The sequence below is a fragment of the Sporosarcina luteola genome, from assembly GCF_023715585.1.
GTDB classification, from domain to species: Bacteria; Bacillota; Bacilli; order Bacillales_A; family Planococcaceae; genus Sporosarcina; species Sporosarcina luteola_D.
This window is the reverse complement of record NZ_JAMBOK010000004.1, coordinates 171570-191201: the sequence shown is the minus strand read 5'-3', so window position 1 is coordinate 191201 and position 19632 is coordinate 171570. Positions and strand designations below refer to the sequence as shown.

Annotated in this window: 23 protein-coding genes and 1 riboswitch; of the genes, 5 read left to right on the top strand and 18 right to left on the bottom strand. The window is 46.2% G+C overall.

All coding sequences use genetic code 11. The features are described from left to right. Nucleotides 1–23: 23 nt before the first annotated feature. Both M3193_RS15145 and M3193_RS15140 read right to left on the bottom strand, forming a co-directional pair. A complete protein-coding gene (locus tag M3193_RS15145; RefSeq protein WP_251629371.1) occupies nt 24–260 on the bottom strand; it encodes a hypothetical protein in 237 nt (78 codons plus the stop codon). A 116-nt stretch (nt 261–376) separates the two neighbouring features. Then, a complete protein-coding gene (locus M3193_RS15140; protein ID WP_251629369.1) occupies nt 377–1888 on the bottom strand; it encodes a leucyl aminopeptidase in 1512 nt (503 codons plus the stop codon). Between the two features lie 152 nt (nt 1889–2040). On the opposite strand from M3193_RS15140, the gene M3193_RS15135 reads away from it, so the two are divergent. After that, entirely contained in the window at nt 2041–2520 is a 480-nt protein-coding gene (locus M3193_RS15135) for a divergent PAP2 family protein (RefSeq protein ID WP_251629367.1), read from the top strand. Nucleotides 2521–2734: 214 nt separating this feature from the next. On the opposite strand, the gene M3193_RS15130 is transcribed toward M3193_RS15135, so the two are convergent. From M3193_RS15130 to M3193_RS15115, 4 genes are all read right to left on the bottom strand, one after another. Further along, nucleotides 2735–3061 (bottom strand): YuiB family protein, encoded by a 327-nt coding sequence (locus tag M3193_RS15130; RefSeq protein WP_285852018.1) that lies wholly within the window; start codon nt 3059–3061, stop codon nt 2735–2737. A 106-nt stretch (nt 3062–3167) separates the two neighbouring features. Continuing rightward, a complete protein-coding gene (locus M3193_RS15125; RefSeq protein ID WP_251629365.1) occupies nt 3168–3665 on the bottom strand; it encodes an NUDIX domain-containing protein in 498 nt (165 codons plus the stop codon). Between the two features lie 68 nt (nt 3666–3733). Next, the gene (locus M3193_RS15120; RefSeq protein WP_251629449.1) at nt 3734–4951 is read right to left on the bottom strand and encodes an NAD(P)/FAD-dependent oxidoreductase; all 1218 of its coding nucleotides are present in this window, start codon (nt 4949–4951) and stop codon (nt 3734–3736) included. A gap of 269 nt (nt 4952–5220) precedes the next feature. Then, a complete protein-coding gene (locus M3193_RS15115) occupies nt 5221–5586 on the bottom strand; it encodes a HesB/IscA family protein (protein WP_251629364.1) in 366 nt (121 codons plus the stop codon). Between the two features lie 124 nt (nt 5587–5710). On the opposite strand from M3193_RS15115, the gene M3193_RS15110 reads away from it, so the two are divergent. Together M3193_RS15110 and M3193_RS15105 are read left to right on the top strand one after the other, a co-directional pair. Then, on the top strand, nt 5711–6403 hold the full coding sequence (locus M3193_RS15110; protein WP_251629362.1) for a DUF2225 domain-containing protein: 693 nt from the start codon (nt 5711–5713) through the stop codon (nt 6401–6403). An 18-nt stretch (nt 6404–6421) separates the two neighbouring features. Beyond that, the gene (locus M3193_RS15105; protein WP_251629360.1) at nt 6422–7009 is read left to right on the top strand and encodes a hypothetical protein; all 588 of its coding nucleotides are present in this window, start codon (nt 6422–6424) and stop codon (nt 7007–7009) included. Between the two features lie 55 nt (nt 7010–7064). On the opposite strand, the gene M3193_RS15100 is transcribed toward M3193_RS15105, so the two are convergent. Next, nucleotides 7065–7301, bottom strand: coding sequence for a NifU family protein (locus tag M3193_RS15100; protein ID WP_060210554.1), 237 nt, complete (start codon nt 7299–7301; stop codon nt 7065–7067). An 84-nt stretch (nt 7302–7385) separates the two neighbouring features. On the opposite strand from M3193_RS15100, the gene M3193_RS15095 reads away from it, so the two are divergent. After that, the gene (locus tag M3193_RS15095) at nt 7386–7712 is read left to right on the top strand and encodes a YuzD family protein (RefSeq protein ID WP_251629358.1); all 327 of its coding nucleotides are present in this window, start codon (nt 7386–7388) and stop codon (nt 7710–7712) included. A 76-nt stretch (nt 7713–7788) separates the two neighbouring features. Here the strand turns inward: M3193_RS15095 and M3193_RS15090 are convergent, their stop codons facing one another. After that, nucleotides 7789–8853 (bottom strand): NAD(P)/FAD-dependent oxidoreductase, encoded by a 1065-nt coding sequence (locus M3193_RS15090; protein WP_251629355.1) that lies wholly within the window; start codon nt 8851–8853, stop codon nt 7789–7791. Nucleotides 8854–8992: 139 nt separating this feature from the next. On the opposite strand from M3193_RS15090, the gene M3193_RS15085 reads away from it, so the two are divergent. Then, nucleotides 8993–9229, top strand: a complete 237-nt coding sequence (locus M3193_RS15085; protein ID WP_251629353.1) for a YuzB family protein — start codon at nt 8993–8995, stop codon at nt 9227–9229. Between the two features lie 284 nt (nt 9230–9513). Here M3193_RS15085 and M3193_RS15080 read toward each other — a convergent pair whose 3' ends face one another. The 10 genes from M3193_RS15080 to M3193_RS15035 form a co-directional block, all read right to left on the bottom strand. Then, nucleotides 9514–9963, bottom strand: coding sequence for a DUF86 domain-containing protein (locus tag M3193_RS15080; RefSeq protein WP_251629351.1), 450 nt, complete (start codon nt 9961–9963; stop codon nt 9514–9516). Between the two features lie 107 nt (nt 9964–10070). Then, a complete protein-coding gene (locus M3193_RS15075) occupies nt 10071–10391 on the bottom strand; it encodes a YutD family protein (RefSeq protein WP_251629349.1) in 321 nt (106 codons plus the stop codon). Between the two features lie 17 nt (nt 10392–10408). Next, entirely contained in the window at nt 10409–11368 is a 960-nt protein-coding gene (gene lipA / locus M3193_RS15070) for a lipoyl synthase (protein WP_251629347.1), read from the bottom strand. 155 nt (nt 11369–11523) lie between these two features. Beyond that, nucleotides 11524–11631 carry a methionine/alanine import family NSS transporter small subunit gene (locus M3193_RS15065; RefSeq protein WP_251629345.1) on the bottom strand — a complete coding sequence of 36 codons (108 nt, stop codon included), beginning with the start codon at nt 11629–11631 and terminating at the stop codon, nt 11524–11526. A 12-nt stretch (nt 11632–11643) separates the two neighbouring features. Then, nucleotides 11644–13173: a sodium-dependent transporter gene (locus M3193_RS15060; protein WP_251629343.1), complete on the bottom strand. Its 1530-nt coding sequence runs from the start codon at nt 13171–13173 to the stop codon at nt 11644–11646. Between the two features lie 272 nt (nt 13174–13445). Continuing rightward, on the bottom strand, nt 13446–15023 hold the full coding sequence (locus M3193_RS15055) for a Na+/H+ antiporter NhaC family protein (protein ID WP_251629341.1): 1578 nt from the start codon (nt 15021–15023) through the stop codon (nt 13446–13448). Between the two features lie 331 nt (nt 15024–15354). After that, a riboswitch (Lysine riboswitch) is annotated at nt 15355–15531 on the bottom strand. 57 nt (nt 15532–15588) lie between these two features. Then, complete coding sequence (gene yunB / locus M3193_RS15050) at nt 15589–16398, bottom strand: sporulation protein YunB (protein WP_251629339.1); 810 nt, start codon at nt 16396–16398, stop codon at nt 15589–15591. A gap of 41 nt (nt 16399–16439) precedes the next feature. Continuing rightward, a complete protein-coding gene (locus tag M3193_RS15045; RefSeq protein WP_251629337.1) occupies nt 16440–17855 on the bottom strand; it encodes a bifunctional metallophosphatase/5'-nucleotidase in 1416 nt (471 codons plus the stop codon). A 3-nt stretch (nt 17856–17858) separates the two neighbouring features. Beyond that, on the bottom strand, nt 17859–18683 hold the full coding sequence (locus M3193_RS15040; RefSeq protein ID WP_251629335.1) for a sulfite exporter TauE/SafE family protein: 825 nt from the start codon (nt 18681–18683) through the stop codon (nt 17859–17861). Between the two features lie 2 nt (nt 18684–18685). After that, a complete protein-coding gene (locus tag M3193_RS15035) occupies nt 18686–19546 on the bottom strand; it encodes a DUF72 domain-containing protein (RefSeq protein WP_251629333.1) in 861 nt (286 codons plus the stop codon). Nucleotides 19547–19632 lie beyond the last annotated feature (86 nt).

The window sequence follows — 19632 nt, the reverse complement described above, 5'->3', positions numbered from 1 at the left end:
TTGAGGAATCCGAGTGTGTTTTTTTAATAAGGGTAGCCGTATGGCGGGAAATTGTAATATGGAGGGTACCCGTATCCATAAGGGTAGTAATTGTATGGATACCCAAATTGTGGACCATAAAAAGGTGGAAACAACGCATTGCCAAGGAGGCCGCCTACCAAGCCCCCTAAAAATGGCCCACCTATCCCAAAACCGAATCCAGGGCCAAACCCTGGCCCAAAACGTCTAAAACCGCCGTGCCTATGATGAAAGCGTACCATCGATATCCCCCTTTCTCACTTATCCTATTCGTGACGGGCTAAGTGAGGAGGGACGGACGCCTATGAACCGGATCAATAACGGCTGATCATTGCGTCTATGTTGAAAGTAATGATTTTTATTGCGTCTGCTCTTCATCCGCCATACGTTCAACGAGCGTGGCGAGTGTACGGACCATAACGCCAGTCGCCCCTTTTGGACCAAGGTCATGGGCTGCCGATGCGTCTGACGTGCCTGCGATGTCGAGATGGATCCATGGAGTGCCTTCCGCGAATTCACCGACAAAACCGCCTCCGAAGATCATATGTCCGTCACGGCCCGGAGAGTTATTCAAATCGGCAATGTCACTCTTCCGAATACGTCTCTTATCGCTTTCCGTGAGCGGCAATCTCCATACAAACTCACCCGTTTCTAACGAAGCTTGCATGAACTCTTCAAAGAACGCTTCATCATTTGTCAAAGCTCCGGTTTTATCATTTCCTAGCGCGACGATGACGCCGCCTGTGAGCGTTGCCACATCAATCAGGTAGTTTGCGCCTGATTGCTTGGCGTAGGTGACAGCGTCAGCAAGAACGAGTCTTCCTTCCGCATCGGTGTTCAATACTTCAATCGTCTTCCCGCTGAGTGATGTAATGACGTCATCCGGCTTGAATGCTTCGCCGGAAACCATATTGTCCGTCGCACCGATGACCGCGATGACGTTTTTTGCCGGGCGCAGTTCGCCGATGATGTTCATGGCACCAAGGACTGCCGCCGCCCCGCCCATGTCGCCTTTCATGCCGACCATCCCTTCGCGGGGTTTTAAGGAATAGCCGCCTGTATCGTACGTCACACCCTTGCCTACGAGACCGATGACATCTTCCCATTGCTCCGTCCCGGCATATTTCAATACGATGAGTCGCGGTTCTTCGACGGATCCTTTGTTGACCGCCAAGATTGCACCCATGCCGAGTTCTTCCATCTCCTTCTTGCCGAGTATTTCGATTTCAAAATCATATTTCTCTGCTAGCTCCTTGGCATAGTCTGCCAGTTTCGTGGCGGTCAGGATATTCGGCGGTGTATTGACAAGCGTCCGCGCCTCATTCACCGCGTTAGCATATGTACATCCCACTTCAAATGCCGCCTTTACTTCATCCTCTTCCGCGGACGTTAAGAATGTCACTGTTTCCAACGCCACATCCTTTTCATTCGAATCGGTCTTATACCCTTCAAATTTATAAGAACCCATGCCGATCCCTTCTGCAGCGGCAAAGACAACATCTTCACAAGTCAGATCCCCATTTGTAAACGGAGCTGTCCAAATTGCAGCTGATGAAGATTTGGATGATTTCAATTCTTTCCCTAAAGCCGCGAATACTTGTCTCAGACGGTCTTCAGTCAGTTTTTTTGATGCCCCGAGCCCGATGAAAACAATGCGCTCATATCCGCGCGACTCCAACGCAGGCATTTTACTAATTTTCTTAAAGTCAGTCTTAATGTCACCGGCTTTAATCCAATCCATTAGACGAGGGCTGAATGAATCGGCAAATGTTTTCCACCCTTCGATATTTTCCGGATGCTCAGGAACCCCTACGACTAACACTTCTGAGTTTACATGACCGAATTCAGGTTCAATAAATGATGTTTTCATTTGACTACCTCCCACTTTTCCTACATCCTCTATTATATACCAACACACAGTCGAACCAAAATAATCATTCAAAAAAATCGGACTTCCGATTTTCACTGACTGGCGATATGGTATACTATGTGTATATTTTTCATTAGTAAAGGAGTGGAATCATGTCCATATTGCAAAACACTCCGCTCCTCGCGGCATTATTTGCGATTTTTTTCGCTCAATTCGTCAAGATTCCGATCCATTTTCTATTGACGAAGAAATTGGACTGGAAATTAATGACATCAACAGGCGGCATGCCAAGCTCCCATTCAGCCGCGGTATCTGCGCTGACGACTGCGATCGGTTACGAAGTCGGCCCTGGATCACCATTATTCGCGGTGTCTGCGATCTTCGCGGTCATCGTCATGTTCGATGCAACAGGAATCCGATACCAGGCGGGGCAACAGGCTTTGATCATCAACCAAATGAGAGTGGACTTTCAAACGTTCGTGACAGAGGTGAAAGGCTGGCCACAGAAAGATGGACCACAAAAGATCCTGGAACTGAAAACACTTCTTGGCCATAAGCCTAGCGAAGTCTTTGCAGGCTCAATGACGGGCATTTTCATATCCGCCATCATCTATTCATTTATCTTGGTGTAAATAAAGAAGAAGGTGCTCCTCGAGGAGACACCTTCTTCTTTGTTAATTAGTTAGATCAATTACGCCTCGGCGTAATTGCGTATCGAACAGCGTAGGGTTCGATTTGCCGTATTTCTGCGTTCTTTGCAGAAATTAAGGCACTATCAGGGCGTGGCGATCTTAGGTTGTCTTCCGCTTCTTGATTTGCTTCAGTCGTGCTTTTCGGCTGAAGCGATTAGAACATTTGATACCCTTGTTTCCTCAGGAGCTTAATGACAAAGCCGGAAATGATGGCGCCTACGAGCCCACTTGCAAGAATGATAATATCGGCAGCATGAAGAGAGACGATTTTATCACCAAGCAGCCTGAATGAATGGCTGGGGTTTGTAAAATACTCAAAGAATCCCACTTCATCAATTATCAAAATGACGACGATCGGATAGACAATCGCCATCAGCCACGTCATACGAAGCAGCATGTTCAGCAAAAAGCCTATTCCGAAAAACATGACCATGAAAATAATTATGGATAAAACGACATGTGTCAATGAAATTGTTCCCAAATTGTCTACCTCCGCTTTCCATTCACCATTTTACAGGAACGGATGTATGCTTTCAATAAAATGAAGTCTATTCAATGATTTGTCGAAATTTGAACACTATTTTTATTCATTTTTTATAAAACAGCTTATAGGACGTGTAACCAAACCACTCTCCCGGTTCCATCTGCTCCATTTGCAATAGCCCCGATTCAATAGCCCTTTCCGCAATTTCATGAATCATGGCCGATACATTCCGATCATCCTTCAGTTCAAAAGGGGTTTTCCAAGCGACTTCCGAAATTTCATTCTCCTGAGGCATTAACAGCTGATCTTCCTGTTCAGGGCGCAACAGGAATAACGCCAGGTTATCGCTAACTTCCCCTTTCAGGATACCAGTACGGAATCCAACCATCCCTTCCAGTTTACAATCAAGCCCAGTTTCTTCTTTCACTTCCCGGATCGCCGCCTGATCGGCTGTTTCATTCCCTTCCACGAAACCCGCTGGCAACGACCACATCCCTTTCAATCCGCTATATGTTTTTTTGACGACGAGCCATTCGCCCTTGCTGTTCATGACTATGCCCGCCGCACCAAGCCATACATTTCCGCGTTTTTTATTCGACATAGCTGTCCCCTCCTAAAAAAACACCCGCCACTTATAGGCGGGTGTTACTAATCGTATGATAGCAGCTCTTATTTAAGTAAGTTGAACTTACCTTTTTTAATCGTAAGGCCTAATCCACCGATCATATAAAGGGAACGGTTATCAACCATCTTTTTCATGAAGGATGCTTTTTTACCCATCAATTTCTTGCCGAATGCGACACCGATTGCATCGTCATCGCCAAGAGAAGCGATCGCACCTTTAATATCCGGAACGAATTCGGAAGTAGGGTTTCCTTTGATCAATGCGATCAAGTTGTTTGCACACATATCACCTTGTTGCATCGCGATTTGTGCTGTCGGAGGATATGGACGGTTTGTTTCTTCATTGATCATCAAAGCGCAGTCGCCGACGATGAAGACATCATTGTGTCCAGGAGCGCGAAGGTCCTTTTCGACTTTGACACGTGCACGCATGTTTTCAATGCCAGTCTGTTCGATCAGACGGTTTCCTCGAACACCTGCAGCCCATACGACAGTACCGGCTTTGATGAATTCAAATTCATCATCGCCTTTTTTAATATTAACGCCCTCAGGAGTCGCTTCTACGACCGGAGTACCGATTGAGAATTCAATTCCTTTAGACTTCAATTGTCTTACCGCATAGTCAACCAACTCAGGATCGAATCCTGGTAACACCATAGGCGCCGCTTCTACACAGATGACACGGACCTTCTCTTGCGGTACATCGAACTCCTTGCAAAGTTCAGGAACGCGGTTTCCAAGTTCACCTAGGAATTCGATTCCTGTGAAGCCAGCCCCGCCGACAATGATTGTCAAACGGCTGTCATCTTTTTCCTCTTCAAGAGACCATGTTGCAAATTGATATTCAATATGTTCACGGATTTGACGAGCTGCATTGACGTTGGCGATGGACAATGCATACTTGTCCAGGCCAGGAATGCCGAACGTTTCTCCTTCGAAGCCGAGAGCAATGACTAAATAGTCGTAAGTATGCGTACCGACATTAGTAGTAACGACTTTACCTTGAATATCGATTCCTTGAACTTCAGCTTGAACAAATTTAACTTTTCCTTCGTTAATGACATCTTTGATATCGTAACGAACTTGTTCAGGCGATAATGTCCCTGCAGCCGCTTCATGGAGCCAAGTCGACTCGTAATGATATTCATTTTTGTTAATCAGCACAATATCTGCCTCATCAGTGCCAATTGATTTTTGCAAGTTGACGACTGTGGATAAACCGCCGTAACCCGCACCTAATACTAAGATTGTCGGTCTTTTCACGAAAATCGAAACCACCTTTATTTTATTATGTGCCGGGTCCGTTTTAAATCGGTATATGAGACGATTTGCCCAGTCCTGGCATTTGCCTTTATTCGACAAACTTCTACTATTCAATAGTAGCCTTTTTACTATGCCTTTTCAACATCATAATGATAAAAATCATTAATTCGAATATAACAATAAAACCCTTCCCAACCAATTGAATCCGAAAGGAGCCTCTGGTTGGGTAAGGGATCATTTGTAATCCGTCCTCATATAATCATGAGATCTTATTCGCAAACTTCCGGAGTGCCGACCTTCTTGGCCGTCCTGAATGAAGTTCCGCAGCCACATGAAGCGATGGCATTCGGGTTTTCAATTGTAAAGCCTCCGCCCATCAAGGACTCCTTATAATCGACCTTGGTCCCTTCAAGGATGCCGGCATCTTCTTTTGAAACGACGATTTGGATGCCATGCTGGGATAAAAGATAATCTTCCTCAGACGCCGCTTCTTCAAATCCTAAGCCATATGTCAATCCGCTGCAGCCTCCGCCGTTCACTGCAACACGAAGGAACGAACCTTCTTCACCATTATGAGTCATCATTTCTTTCACATGAAATGCTGCAGCTTCAGTAATTTCAACGTATTGTTTCATTTACATCCACCTTCCCGCTTTTCCTCTATTATATCAATGATTTCACCATTTGCACAATCATCTTCACTCCAATTGAATGCAGATGATGTATAATGAAAGATATAGTGCGAAAGGATGATGATGAATGGAAATAAGTGCAACTTATGCCAAGAAAACGGATTGTAAAAACTGTCTGGAGAAATTCACTACAACAAAGATCCGTTCACGCTTCGTCCGTGTCACCAAGCATGAAAGCGATTTTAAACCTGTATATGCGGATTCTAACATCAATCCAATTTTATATAATGTGGCTGTTTGCCCCAACTGTGGTTTTGCCTTCACCGATGAGTTTTCCAGTTATTTTGCACCCGGCGTGAAAGAGGACATCGCTCAAAAGATCACTTCCCTTTGGAGCGGCAGATCCTTCGGTGATGAACGGACGATCGAAGAAGCAATCGAGACGTATAAACTGGCTTACGTAAGTGCGAAAGTAAAGAAGGAGAAGGCATTGACGATGGCGGGCATCATGCTGCGGATTGCATGGCTGTATGATGATATGGATGACATCGATTCGGGGATGCGATTCAGGAAGGTGTCCCGTAATCTTTATACAGAGGCATATTCAGCGGGAGACCATGCAGGGACACAGATGTCCGAAACAAGGGTGCTGTATTTGATGGCAGAGCTATCCCATCAGATCGGTGATGAAGAAGAGGCGATCCGGAATTTTTCAAAGGTCATCGAAAGCCAACGGACATCGACCGACCCTCAAATCATCGAGATGGCTAAAGAAAGATGGCAGGAAATCAGAGATCAGCGTGAGAAGAGCTCTCGATAAGAACTGCGGTGGCTTGCTTTGGGCGCAGAACAGTCGGCTTTGGGCGCGGAGCGGGCGACTTTGAGCGCGAAGCAGTCGGCTTTGGGCGCGGAGCGGGCGACTTTGGGCGCGGAACGGGCGACTTTGGGCGCGAAGCAGGCGGCTTTAGGCGCGGAACAGGCGACTTTAGGCGCGGAACGGGCGGCTTTGGGCGCGGAACAGTCAGCTTTGGGCGCGGAACAGGCGGCTTTGGGCGCGGAACAGGCGGCTTTGGGCGCGGAACAGTCAGCTTTGGGCGCGGAACGGGCGACTTTGGGCGCGGAACAGGCGGCTTTGGGCGCGGAACAGTCAGCTTTGGGCGCGGAATGGGCGACTTTGGGCGTGGAACGGGCCGCTTTGGGCGCAAAACAGTCAGCTTTGGGCGCAAAACAGTCAGCTTTGGGCGCGGAACAGGCGGCTTTGGGCGCGGAACGGGCTGCTTTGGGCGTGGAACGGGCCGCTTTGGGCGCGGAACGGGCGACTTTGGGCGCGGAACGGGCGGCTTTGGGCGCGGAGCGGGCGGCTTTGGGCGCGGAACGGGCGACTTTGGGTGTGGAACGACTTACTTTGAGCGCTTGCCCTACTTAACGAATAAAAAAAGGGACTGGCGCAGAATATTCATTCTGGACAGTCCCTTTTTCAATTAGAATACTTGTTCAACTTCCACGACTCCAGGCACTTCTTCAAGCAAGGCTCTTTCGATACCTGCTTTCAACGTGATTGTCGAGCTCGGGCATGTACCGCATGCACCTAATAGACGGAGCTTAACGACTCCCTCTTCGATATCGACTAACTCACAGTCTCCTCCGTCGCGCAGGAGGAATGGGCGCAATTTATTTAAAACTTCTTGTACGGGTTCCATCATAGCTGTATCTGTCATTGTATTATTTCTCTCCTTTCATTATACTTATTATAAACTGGATTGAAGAAAAAATCCAATAGAGAATCGGGAGGGGTTGTAAGTATGGAGCAGAACAATGTAAAAATAGAAATCTATGGTGCGGATATTATTTGCGCAAGCTGTGTAAACGCACCTTCTTCAAAGGATACATACGAGTGGCTGCAGGCAGCGATTGGCAGGAAATATCCGGGGCAGCCATTTGACATTGAATACATCGATATTGAAGCCGAAATTACTGATCCGAGACAGAATGGCATTGCCGAACAAGTGAAGAATGATGAATATTTCTATCCGCTTGTCATTATCGAGGATGAAGTGATCGGCGAAGGTTACATCCAATTAAAACCGGTATTCAATGAGTTGGAGAAGCACGGATTTATCCCTGCGTAATGGTATTATTGATAATGAAACCAGGTAACTGAGAACCAAAAACCTTTTCCGCTTATCGTGGAAAAGGTTTTTACGATTACCCATTATGCCATTTGTACATCCAAAGCACACCCGACTTCAGCAATCTTGCAATACGTCCTGTAACAGTGCGGTCTGCAAGGTAGGCGAAGCCTTGTTTCTTTCCTAAGGAGCCCATGAAACCTTTGAGCTTGATTTCAGGCATCTCTTGCGGCAATGGTTCATTATTCCATACATGGCGGAGCACTTTGACGATTTGTTCCGCCTGTTCCTCTGCAAGCTGGGCGCTCGGTGCGTGAGGAAGATCTGCGATGTCACCAACCACATATGCATTCTCATGGCCAGGAATTTGGTGGTATTGGTTTAGCACAATTCGGCCTCTGTTCATTTCCACGTCCAATTCACGTGCGATAGCGACCGGCTGGATTCCAGCAGTCCATACGACAGCGTCGACATGAATTTCATCCTCGTGGTTGTAAAGGACATTCTCTTCAACTTTCGTAATGTTCGAGTTGGAGACGACTTCCACTTCATGCTTGTCGAACCAATCTTTGACGTAGTTGCTTAGCCGTTCAGGGAAATCCTTCAGGATGCGTGGTCCCCTATCGAATAATTTAATTTTCAGATCCGGCCGGCTTTCCCGTAATTCACTCGCGAGTTCAATTCCGCTCAATCCTGCGCCTACGATGCCGACTGTCGCTCCCCCGCCAAGCCCTTGCAGCAGCTTGTATGTGGCTCTCGACTGGCCGATTGTCTGGATGCTGCTCGTGTATTCGGCCGCTCCCGGAACATCGTGGTAGTTATCCTCGCAACCGAGTCCGATGACAAGCTCGTCATACGGGACCTCTTCACCATTGCGGAGCAGAATCGCCTTCTCTTCCAACTTGATTTTCGCGATTTCCCCTTCAACGACCTTTAGTTTTTCATGTGCCGGCAGCGCGACACGAATATCCGAATCAGGGGCTGTTCCTGCTGCTAATGCATAAAATTCTGTTTTAAGACTATGGAAAGGTGTCCTGTCAATCAATGTGATTTCCAGATCGGTGGGCAATTCTTTATTGAGTAGACGAAGCAGAATGCGCATATTACCGTAGCCTGCACCTAATAATACTAGTTTTCTCATAGTTTTCTCCTTTGTCAATCGATTTTCCGATTTATTCCCACAATGATTATATCAGTTTGTGAGAAGTTTCACAATAAGACATCCTATTTGACGACAGATGAAAATAAGAGTAGCATGCCAAGTAGGTGAGGTGATCGTTGTGAATCCGATCGTAGAATTCTGTATGAGCAATCTTGCTAACGGTTCACAGAAGACATTGGAAGCATTGGAAAGGGATCCAAACATAGATGTGTTGGAATATGGCTGTCTCAGTTATTGCACTAAATGTGCTGAAGGATTATATGCCCTCGTTAATGGTGAGGTGGTCGAAGCTGATACGCCTGATGAATTGACGGAACGAATTTATCAATTCATTGAAGAAAACCCACTTTTCTAAGATCAAAAGTGTAGGGTGGCGTTTAGCCAATCAAACAGCGAAGGGTTTGATTTGCCGTATTTCTGCGCTCTTTGCAGAAATTAATGCATCCACCCTGTGCTCGTAACGCTTTGCTTTTACTCGCAAAAGCCGTTCTGCGTGACGGCTTTCACTGGAGGGCTTGAAAAAAAGGCGCTTTTTGCCTTTTCTTTCAAGACCGAAGTGACCCGAGAGGCTGCTAACCGGAGCTGGACGATGACAGCGAAGAACCGCAATTCATTGCGGTTCTTTTTTATTTCAATATACTATTGATCCATCGGGCTGAAGGCGGAAACAGGACCCAGTTCATTCTCCAAATAATGCCTGACCTTCTCTGGGAATGCTTTGATCTCCTCTTTTGTTTCTTTCAAAACTGATTCAATCTCCTCATTGTCCACGTCGACAAATTCACGGACGATCATCTTGCGAAGTCCGATCACTTTTTTCAACGGGTCAGCCATTTCCGGGGAAATCACTTTTTCATCTTCCATAATGTCGATAATATCGTCATAGCTTCCCGGATCACGCATGATGAAGCCATCAATCATAGAATTGCCGACATCAATGATGGACTCGACGATTGTATGAGCAATCCTCTCAAGTGCCAAGGCGTTGATTTTACTTTCATTCCATTTTTGATGTCCTTCAATTAAAGCCAGAAGACTTTCCATATAAGCAAGTGTTTCATTAATTTTTTGACGATCGATAAAGTACAAAACTGTTCCCTCCCGGTTGTCTAAACTCCATTCCATCATATCATAACGGGCATACGAATGAACCGCCTTGCACACAGCATCCTGCGCACTAGGCGGTTCTATCCTTCCTATTCCTGTTCCTGCTCGTGTTCCAGTTCAACTGGCTGGATCTTCACCTTGCCGACTTTCCGAAGGACAAAATAGGCGCACCCAAAATTGCAGTATTCATACAGGTAATCCTGCAAAGTGCTGATCTTCGTTTCATACGTCGCCTTGGAATTGCGATCCTCATAAAAACCTTTCAGACGTAGCTGACCGTAACCCCAATCTCCTAAAATATAATCGTACTTGGATAGGACGTCACTGAACCTGGCAACCAATGCTTCCTCGTTGAATCCATCCCGATAGTCTATCTGAATTTCGTATTCGAAATTATTTATCGTCACCAAACTAATCACTTCCATTTTCAGCTTTGTACCGTTGTTTCTAACATTGCGTCACCAATCCGCTGTTTTTCTCTTGCAGCGGCATTGACCTGTTCATCAGCATGATAGCTTGATCGGACCAACGGACCCGCTTCGCAATGGGAAAATCCTTTTGACATTGCGATTTCGCGCAGCTCTCCAAATTCTTGGGGCGTGTAGTATTTTTGGACTTTCAGATGTTTTTTTGTTGGTTGTAGATATTGGCCAATTGTCATGATATCCACTTTATGTGCACGTAGATCATCCATCGTTTCGATGATTTCCTCTACTGTCTCGCCAAGCCCAAGCATCAAGGAGGACTTCGTCGGTATTTCCGGATACATTTCCTTTGCCCGTAGAAGAAGTTCCAAGGAACGATCGTATGTCGCACGTGCCCTGACCCGCGGTGTCAATCTGCGGACCGTTTCGATATTATGATTCAGAATATCAGGTTTTGCATCCATCAAGCGCTCGAGGTTCTCATATTCGCCTCCCATGTCGGACGGCAATACTTCGACTGTCGTAAACGGGTTCTTACGGCGGATGGCACGGATCGTTTCAGCAAACACTGTGGATCCTCCATCCTTCAAGTCATCTCTTGCAACAGCTGTAACAACGACATGTTTCAAGTTCATGAGTGCCACGGAATCCGCAACGCGTTCAGGCTCTGCTAAGTCAAGCTCGTTAGGCAGCCCGGTTTTCACTGCACAGAAACGGCAAGCACGTGTACAAACGGCACCAAGGATCATGAATGTAGCAGTACGGCGTTCCCCCCAGCATTCATGAATGTTCGGGCAGCGGGCTTCCTCACAAACGGTATGTAAGTTCTTTTCACGCATTAATTTTTTAAGGTCTGTATAGTTTTCATTCGTGTTCAATTTTATTTTCAGCCAATCGGGCTTTCGAACATGTTCTGTCTTTTTCCCTACTTCTGGTCTACATGACACGATAACCGACTCCATTCCTATTTGCTTGTTTTGCAGTATATCACTTCTGCCAATGTATCATATATTCTGACATCCAACAACTATTGATGGCAAAGAGTTTGCTACAGAAATAAGAAAAGAAAGCGCCTTGATACATGCGCTTTCTTCCTTTGTCATTTCATTCAAACAGGTTAGGCTCTGCTTTTCGATTTAGATACTGCCCAAAATATACTTCCCGCAAGTCCACCCCAAATGACGAGGATTCCGAGAATCATCATAAAAATAGCTCCAGCGCTCATAGCGAATCCTCCTTATCGATTATCGAAGTCTGTTGAGTCCGTAGTTTTCTTGTTCCATTTCATAACTGTAAAGATGATGGCCATGACGATGGCGAACAAGGCGACCATCCAACCAATCGACATGATGAACGCGTCAGAATACCCTTCGTAATTACCATTGTCCGTCTCATGCAATTTGAAGATATTGATGCGCAATAAATCGAACATCATATAGCCAAGGACGGCCGGTGTAATGAATCTCAAACAAATTCTCCAAAGTGGGCCGACTTGGATATCAGAGATTTCATTTGCATGGTCTTCGAATACACGAAGTTTCTTGAAGACCCAAACAATAAGGATAACTTCCACCAAGCCGATTGCAGCTACACCGAACTGATTAATGAAGTAGTCGGCCACGTCTAGGAAATACAAGCCGCCGCGTGTAGCAAACAGCAAGGAAATGATCGCTGCAAGGCCTACACCGAAAAGAACGGACTTTGTACGTGAAATGTTGAATTTTTCCGAAATCCCTGCGATATACGTCTCACAGATCGAGATGAGCGATGTGAGGCCCGCCAAGACGAGCGACAAGAAGAACAACACTCCGAATAGTCCATTCATCCCCGGCATTTCGTTGATAATTTTCGGGAATACGACAAATGCGAGTCCTACTCCTGCTGAAGCAACTTCTGCAACCGATGTGTTTGCTTGTGTCGCCATGAAGCCAAGCGCAGCAAACACTCCGATACCCGCAAGCAATTCGAATCCTGAGTTCGCAAATCCAGTGATGAATGCATTATTTGTAATATCCGACTTCTTCGGCAAATAACTTGAATAGGTGATCATGATGGCAAAGGCAATTGATAGACTGAAGAAAATATGTCCATATGCCGCTACCCATACTTGTGAGTTTGCCAACTTGCTCAAATCCGGTTTGAAGAATGCATCTAGACCGAGCAGCGCCCCGTCGAGCGTGACTGCTCGAATGACGACGAGAAGGAACACAACGACAAGCGTCGGAATGAAAATCCTGTTCGCCAATTCAATTCCTCGTTTAACTCCAGCCAGGAGAATGATGAAGGCGATTGCCCAGACAAGGATAAGCGGAATGAGTACGCCCGGTACCAGACCACCGACCTCCCCTGGAGTATCCGCCAAGTTGAGTACGCTTCCGAACAGGAATCCTCCTGTATCATCCCCCCATGCCATATTCAAGGAATAGATCGTGTACTTCATTGCCCAAGCGATGATGACTGCATAATACGTCGAAATAACGAATGAGACGAATATACCCCACCATCCCAACCATTCTGCCCCTTTCCCTTTCATACGAAAGAAAGATAGCGGCGCAGAACCACGATACTTATGACCTATCGTGAATTCCATGATGAGAATTGGAATCCCTGCTGTCAGAAGTGCAAATAAGTATGGAATAAAAAATGCCCCTCCGCCGTTTTCATACGCAACGTATGGAAAACGCCAGATGTTTCCTAAGCCGACAGCAGATCCGACAGCCGCTAATATAAAGCCGGCGCGTGTCCCCCATTGCGAACGCTGTTCCATTAAAATTCCCCTTTCCCTTAACTCTGTTAATAATTTACCATTTTCAGATTATTATATAATCTTAGAACTAGTATATCCGTCTTAGTATCTATTGTCAAAATGTTTTTTATTGAAAAAATATCCATCTCAGTGATCAGGTTTACTTTTTCATTACAGGAATCTGGAAGTGTGTCGGTATTGAAAATTATGATTGGAGAACCCGTTTTATGCTTCATCACAATAAAAAAAGCCACATCTGCCGGGAGCCCGGCGGATGTGGCAGTTCATATGTGTCAGTAGGAAGTTGCCCTCGCTTCTGCTTTATTCCGTTTTGAAGTCCATATTGTAAATAAGCCAGCAATTAGAACGATAACTACTGCAAGTCCGATCCAAACCGATCCTGTGAGTCCGAGTACGATATAACCGATTGATGCAATGCCTGCTGAAATCAATGCATAAGGGAGCTGAGTCGATACGTGATCCATATGATTGGATCCCGCACCGGTCGAAGATAGAATCGTCGTATCGGAAATCGGTGAGCAGTGGTCCCCGAAAACAGCCCCTGCTAATACTGCGGACAACGCAGGAAGCAGCAGTTCAGGCTCTGCATTAATCATAATCGTTCCTGCAATCGGAAGAAGGATTCCGAAAGAGCCCCAAGATGTCCCAGTAGAAAATGCCATCAACCCTGCAAGGACAAACATGATGACCGGCAGGAAGTTGACAGGCACATTTGACTGTTCAACGACACTTGACAGGAAAGGCCCTGTTTCCAACACGCCAATTAAATGCGTCAACCCCCATGCAAAAATCAAGATGAGAATTGCCGGCATCATTGCTTTGATACCGCTGATGAATGCTTTGCCTACAAGATTGTACGAAGCGGTCTCGTTTTTGCCCATCTGTGAAATATAAAGGACTGCTGCCAATACGGTACCTGATAGACCGCCTACCATCAATGACATTGGAACATCCGTGTTTTCGAAAATGGTCCAAATACTCGCCGAGCCGCCAATTCGATATCCCGTCCACATCATCATCCCCAGTGTAACGATGACAAGTGTAATGATCGGTGCAATCAAATCGATGACTCGTCCGTAGGAGTGAACTGGGAAATCCTCTTTCAATTGACCCGGAATGTCTTTATTCGGATCGAAAAGCTCCCCAGTTTCTTGAGCACGCGTCTCATGTCTATTCATTTCAAAATAATCGATATTAGTCCAAGCAAAGAAAAACACCATTGCTAACGTTGCGATTACATAAAAATTCATCGGCGCCATCATGAGAAATGCGGATAATGGCGAATAGTCGATTGCAGCAGACGTACCCAAAATAAGAGCCAACTGCCCGATTAAAAATGCCCCCCAACTTGAAATCGGGGACACAACGCAAATCGGCGCGGATGTGGAATCGATGAAATATGCCAATTTCGCTCTGGAAATACGATGCTGATCCGTAATCGGCCGCGCAATTTGCCCGACTGCCAATGAATTGAAGTAATCGTCCACAAAAATGAGGATCCCGAGCAATACGGTCAACAGCTTCGCACCGCGTCTCGTTTTAATGCGTTTAACAGCCCAATCCGCAAAAGCCCTGCTTCCCCCGGACAAACTGACAAAAGCCGTAATGACACCCAATAATAAAATGAAGATCATGATGAAAATATTATACGTATTCAATTCCCCTTCAGACCAGAAGGAGACAATCATGCCTGTCCAAAGATTTTTCAACGTGTCGACCGGTGAAAAACTGGCCACCAATAATGCAGCTGTTACAATTCCCGATCCAAGTGATACCAGTACCCTCTTTGTCGCTAACACCATAACAATTGCCACGATCGGCGGCAAAATTGAAACCCAAGTGCCTATCATAAAAACATTCCTCCAATATTTGATTGAAGAACTATAGGTGAAAACAAAAGCGAAGGGCGCCTGTTTAGAGGCGACAGGCATAAGGCGAAGATGCGGCGTGGCGCTTTTTGCCACAGAGCAGCTTTGACTTATGACCCCGAGCCAATCGAACGGCGAAGTGTTCGATTTGCCGTATTTCTGCGATTTTTGCAGAAATTAAGGCATCCTCTTTCAGCGACCGGAGCTAGATGTAGAAAGGAAAAAAACCGACACCTATTGCACTAGGATGTGCATCAGGTGTCGGCTTATTCTACGGTCGTTTGTAAGATAATCTAAGATGTTTTATCTACGTACGATCTGTAGCTCATCATGCGCTAATTGCATGACAGTGTCATTCCTATTCGAAATGACCCCAGCTATGGATGGTTGGCGTTCCATTCCATGCTTCGGCAAAACTTCCTTTCACGGGCGGTCTTCGATGCCAATCTCGCGTCCATTACTAATAAGCCTTGCAGCCTCTACCTAATCGGTGTTCCTCTTTGTTATCCTAGCATAACACAGTTTCTCTATTTTTCAAGCGCTATTATTATTGACCGCCAGGCGTGAATGGGACTTCAATTTGCGGAGGATTGTTTCCGCCTCCGTTATAGATTTGAGGAATTGGGCTCTGAATCAAACCAATGGCTACAGGTATCCGCTGTTCAACGACGCTTCTCTGTGTCGCAAGCGGGACAATGATCTGGACATTAACCGTCACCAATATATTCACTTCAACCATCGCGTTATTTAGCCCGAACTCAGTGATGCCTGTCTCGACTGTCGTCTGTGCTTCCCCGATAACGTGGAACCGAATCGGAATCTTAGGTCCGAAGTTTCCGATTAACGGTAGGCCCGTCGCTTGCCCCATCGGCACGAAGAAGACGACGCCTCCTCCTGCTTCCATCGCTTCGGGATCATATTCGATGTCTTCGCTGAGCGGAAGCATTTCCAAGTTCCCGCTTTCAGCCATTTTAAGATAAGCTTCTATGAGACTATGGATTTCTGCTCTAGTTTTATTGATAATTTCAGCATTCATTGTATTTGTCACCATTCCAGGTGAGCCACTCGGCACATTCTCGATGATGTCGCTCACATCATAAATATCGGTAGATCTTGATTTAATCGCCTGTGTAATAACATGCGCTGCAATCCTCTCCGTTTCAACTTCCGCATAGGAGAGGTAAATCGGAGTGAGTTTCGAGTTTACAAAATATAGAAAAAGAGCGATTGTCACTATAATCGCCGGGAAGATAAACGGCAATAAACGACGCTTTCGGCGAGGTCTGCCAGTATGATTGGAACCGCGGTGCCGATTCCTTCTTATATAATTTCGAGACGGTTGCCCATAAAATCTCAAAACGACCCCTCCTGCCTAATAGTATGCAGGAACAGGGCCGTTCATTCTCGTTTATAACGTGCAGTTCTTACATCCAGATCAGTTTGTCTGTCTCGTTTCACTCCGTACCAGATGAAAACATCACGTATCAGTTCGGGCATATGGTATTCTTTCTCCGCCTGTTTCAGAATCGGGAAAAAGAAGCCGAATGTGAACATATCCAGAGTTGCCAACTTATACGTTTTTCCAACTTCCACTTTTCGATTCCCGGCGAACAATTCACCATCGTCTGTCCGGAAGAGTCTCTCGAAAATCATTTTCCCCATGTATGTGCCGCGAAAGCCCAGCCCTTTGATTTCCGTTTCCGGCCATGATTCATTGCTGGACAGCCTATGAACCTCCAACAGTTCCGCCCCATCCAACGTAATCGTACAAGGGTTTATCGGGTGCGGCAGCAAGGCATGCACCATGCGCTTCGTCACCCACCCCTTATCGAGGCTCCCTAGGAATATACCGGCATTGAACATCGCACAGTCTGCGCCTGTGTACTCAATCATTGCCCTTCCGAAAAACGAGGACATTGGGCTATCCATGAAGAGCTGTTGCTTTAAGGGCATCTTCGTAAAGAAGACGTTTTCCTCCAACGCTTGATTCCCTGCTTGAATCAGGTCATTCACTTCCTGTACGTCCTCTTCCCGGCTTTCCAGTCCGCTCACATGGACAACTTCCGCTACTTTTCCGATGACCTTTTTCTTGCTTGTATCGATATGGATTTCAACATGTCCGACATACTCCCCAAACTTTCCTGTGGCAGCCAATAGAGCGTCATTCACCATCTCGCCTTCCGGGAATAAATGATGGGTATGTGCCCCTAAAATGACGTCAATCAGGCCGCATTCTTCAGCAAGAAGCCTGTCTTCATTCACACCTAAATGCGATAGGCAAACAATGATGTCCGTGCTATGCCGGATTTGTTCAGCCACACTTTCCACTAACCGCCTCGGCTCTTCGATATGCCAACCCAATTTCTCATAAAAGTCCGTGTACATCGCCGTAGCTCCTATGACCCCGATGGAAAGCCCCTTAGCCGTTTTATAAATCCGGTAAGGCTTCAGCCATTGCGGGAGTGAACCGTCCGTCTCCGATAAATTGCAAAGAACGACATCGAAATCGGCGCTTTCGTAAAGGGTGCTTAATGCTCGTTTTGACATTGTGATTCCTTCATTATTGCCGATTGTCACAGCGTCGTATCCCGCTCTGTTCAACAATGCGACATTGCCCTTGCCGGATGTCCCTTCTGTGAAAGGATGGGAGCGGTCGACATGATCGCCAATGTCGAAAACGAAGCAGGCTTCCTGTACTGAATTATGCAGCTTTCTCTGCGAGTGGAGATATCTGCTAATCTTTGGCCAACTGTCGAAATGGCTATGAATATCATTCGTATGATAAATATGGATTGTTTCTACATTGCGTTGCATGGCTCAACCCCAAATCCCCTCAATGATTGACCTTATACCGAATAACAACAACATAATCCGCAGTACGAGAACTAATGTATCCGAGCTCATCTTCTTATTGAGCGTCGTCCCGATCATGCCGCCGATGTAGGCGCCCGGAATGACGGAAAGTGCATAAAGCCAAGGGACATGCCCTAAAGAGATATGCGTAATCGAATTGACGATGGCAGATAGGAATACGATGAACATCGATGTTCCGACAGCGACATGCGGCGGAAATAGGAACAGCAGAATCAACGCCGGAACAATCATGGTTCCCCCTCCGATTCCGAATAGGCCGGAAGTGAATCCGATGACGAATGTCAATAGAAGGGCAAACCATACAGGATACCCGTATACATGCGACTCTCCATTCGGATCGACAAATGTCCTCTTCTTGCCATGCTCTACAAACCATTGGATCGGCTTTAAATACTTGCGTGCAAGCAAAAGGATGGAAAGGACAATGAGTAATATGCCGAAATATAAATTAAATGATGGCAAATCCATTCCTTTGTTGACAAACGCCCCGATGATCATACCAGGTATGGAGCCTGCGAAGAAGATCCATCCGGTTCGGTAGTCGACGGTTTTCACTTTCATATGTGAAATAGTGGATGATAGACCATTGAAGATCATCATGATGACGGAAATCCCTACTACGCTTTGGGGAGTGATGCCTGGAATCCAACCGAAATTAATGCCAACCAATAGTGTCAGCGGTACGAGAATCGTCCCGCCTCCGAGTCCGACAATGGATCCCATCACGCCGGATATTGCACCGATAATTGCCAACAACAGAAACGCCATTCTTATTCCTCCTCAAAAAAGTCAAGCTGCTTAGGTGCGAGTGCCTGGAAGTCAATGCCCATCATTTTTTGAAAGCGTTTTGCGTTCTCAGCTGCATGGCCACCAGAATTATTATTGAAAATGACAAACACATTCTCCGTATCGCTCTCTAATTTTCGGGTCGCTTGACGGATTTGTTCTAGTTCTTCGTCCGAATAATTATAGAGATACCGGACTTTGCGCCACGCTTCATTGTCACCAGTCGTATTTTGCCAGCCATTTACATTCCTGCCGTGCAGTCGGACAAATACCTTGTCGCTTCGAGTCGTTTCAGCAACGAGCGGGACACTTCCTAGACCAGCTTGCGGCTCGTCACAGACGGTGTGAATGAAATCTAGCTCCTTGAGAAATGACAGTGTCTTCTCCTGCATGGAGGGAGTGTACCAGGATTGATGGCGGAACTCAATTGCCACGTCATAGCCATCCAGTTGGCTTCTTATATATCTAATTTGGTCCACATTTTCCTTTTTGCAATCAAACCAAGGCGGAAATTGAACGAGAATCATAGCAAGCTTCCCGGCCTCCCGCATCGGATCGATGGAAAGCTTGAACTGCTGGAACATTTCCTCAGGAGTTGAATACGGCAGCTTTCCTCGTTGATGACCTGTCATTCCTTGATAGGCTTTAACAATGAATTGAAAGTCATCGGGTGTTTCGGTAATCCACTTTCGGATATTGCGCTCCGGTTGAATTGCGTAAAAGGATGCGTCCAGCTCAACAATCGGAAAGTGGGAGCTGTAATCAATCAATTTTTCGTTTTTTTTGGAGGTTGGGGAATAGACGTCTGGATGGTCTCCCCATCCTGTCAATCCGACTTGAATCATAGTATCCCTCTTTTCCGTTCATAGATGAATATTTTCATCATATCATATGTCAATGCGGGGATTCCGCCATTTTGCATCGTGGCTTT

What these genes read in the sequence shown, in the direction of transcription:
- M3193_RS15145 (WP_251629371.1), bottom strand. Translation starts at nt 260, where the DNA reads ATGGTACGCTTTCATCATAGGCACGGCGGTTTTAGACGTTTTGGGCCA.
- M3193_RS15140 (WP_251629369.1), bottom strand. Translation starts at nt 1,888, where the DNA reads ATGAAAACATCATTTATTGAACCTGAATTCGGTCATGTAAACTCAGAA.
- M3193_RS15135 (WP_251629367.1), top strand. Translation starts at nt 2,041, where the DNA reads ATGTCCATATTGCAAAACACTCCGCTCCTCGCGGCATTATTTGCGATT.
- M3193_RS15125 (WP_251629365.1), bottom strand. Translation starts at nt 3,665, where the DNA reads ATGTCGAATAAAAAACGCGGAAATGTATGGCTTGGTGCGGCGGGCATA.
- M3193_RS15115 (WP_251629364.1), bottom strand. Translation starts at nt 5,586, where the DNA reads ATGAAACAATACGTTGAAATTACTGAAGCTGCAGCATTTCATGTGAAA.
- M3193_RS15110 (WP_251629362.1), top strand. Translation starts at nt 5,711, where the DNA reads ATGGAAATAAGTGCAACTTATGCCAAGAAAACGGATTGTAAAAACTGT.
- M3193_RS15100 (WP_060210554.1), bottom strand. Translation starts at nt 7,301, where the DNA reads ATGACAGATACAGCTATGATGGAACCCGTACAAGAAGTTTTAAATAAA.
- M3193_RS15095 (WP_251629358.1), top strand. Translation starts at nt 7,386, where the DNA reads ATGGAGCAGAACAATGTAAAAATAGAAATCTATGGTGCGGATATTATT.
- M3193_RS15090 (WP_251629355.1), bottom strand. Translation starts at nt 8,853, where the DNA reads ATGAGAAAACTAGTATTATTAGGTGCAGGCTACGGTAATATGCGCATT.
- lipA (WP_251629347.1), bottom strand. Translation starts at nt 11,368, where the DNA reads ATGGAGTCGGTTATCGTGTCATGTAGACCAGAAGTAGGGAAAAAGACA.
- M3193_RS15065 (WP_251629345.1), bottom strand. Translation starts at nt 11,631, where the DNA reads ATGAGCGCTGGAGCTATTTTTATGATGATTCTCGGAATCCTCGTCATT.
- M3193_RS15060 (WP_251629343.1), bottom strand. Translation starts at nt 13,173, where the DNA reads ATGGAACAGCGTTCGCAATGGGGGACACGCGCCGGCTTTATATTAGCG.
- M3193_RS15055 (WP_251629341.1), bottom strand. Translation starts at nt 15,023, where the DNA reads ATGATAGGCACTTGGGTTTCAATTTTGCCGCCGATCGTGGCAATTGTT.
- M3193_RS15045 (WP_251629337.1), bottom strand. Translation starts at nt 17,855, where the DNA reads ATGCAACGCAATGTAGAAACAATCCATATTTATCATACGAATGATATT.
- M3193_RS15040 (WP_251629335.1), bottom strand. Translation starts at nt 18,683, where the DNA reads ATGGCGTTTCTGTTGTTGGCAATTATCGGTGCAATATCCGGCGTGATG.
- M3193_RS15035 (WP_251629333.1), bottom strand. Translation starts at nt 19,546, where the DNA reads ATGATTCAAGTCGGATTGACAGGATGGGGAGACCATCCAGACGTCTAT.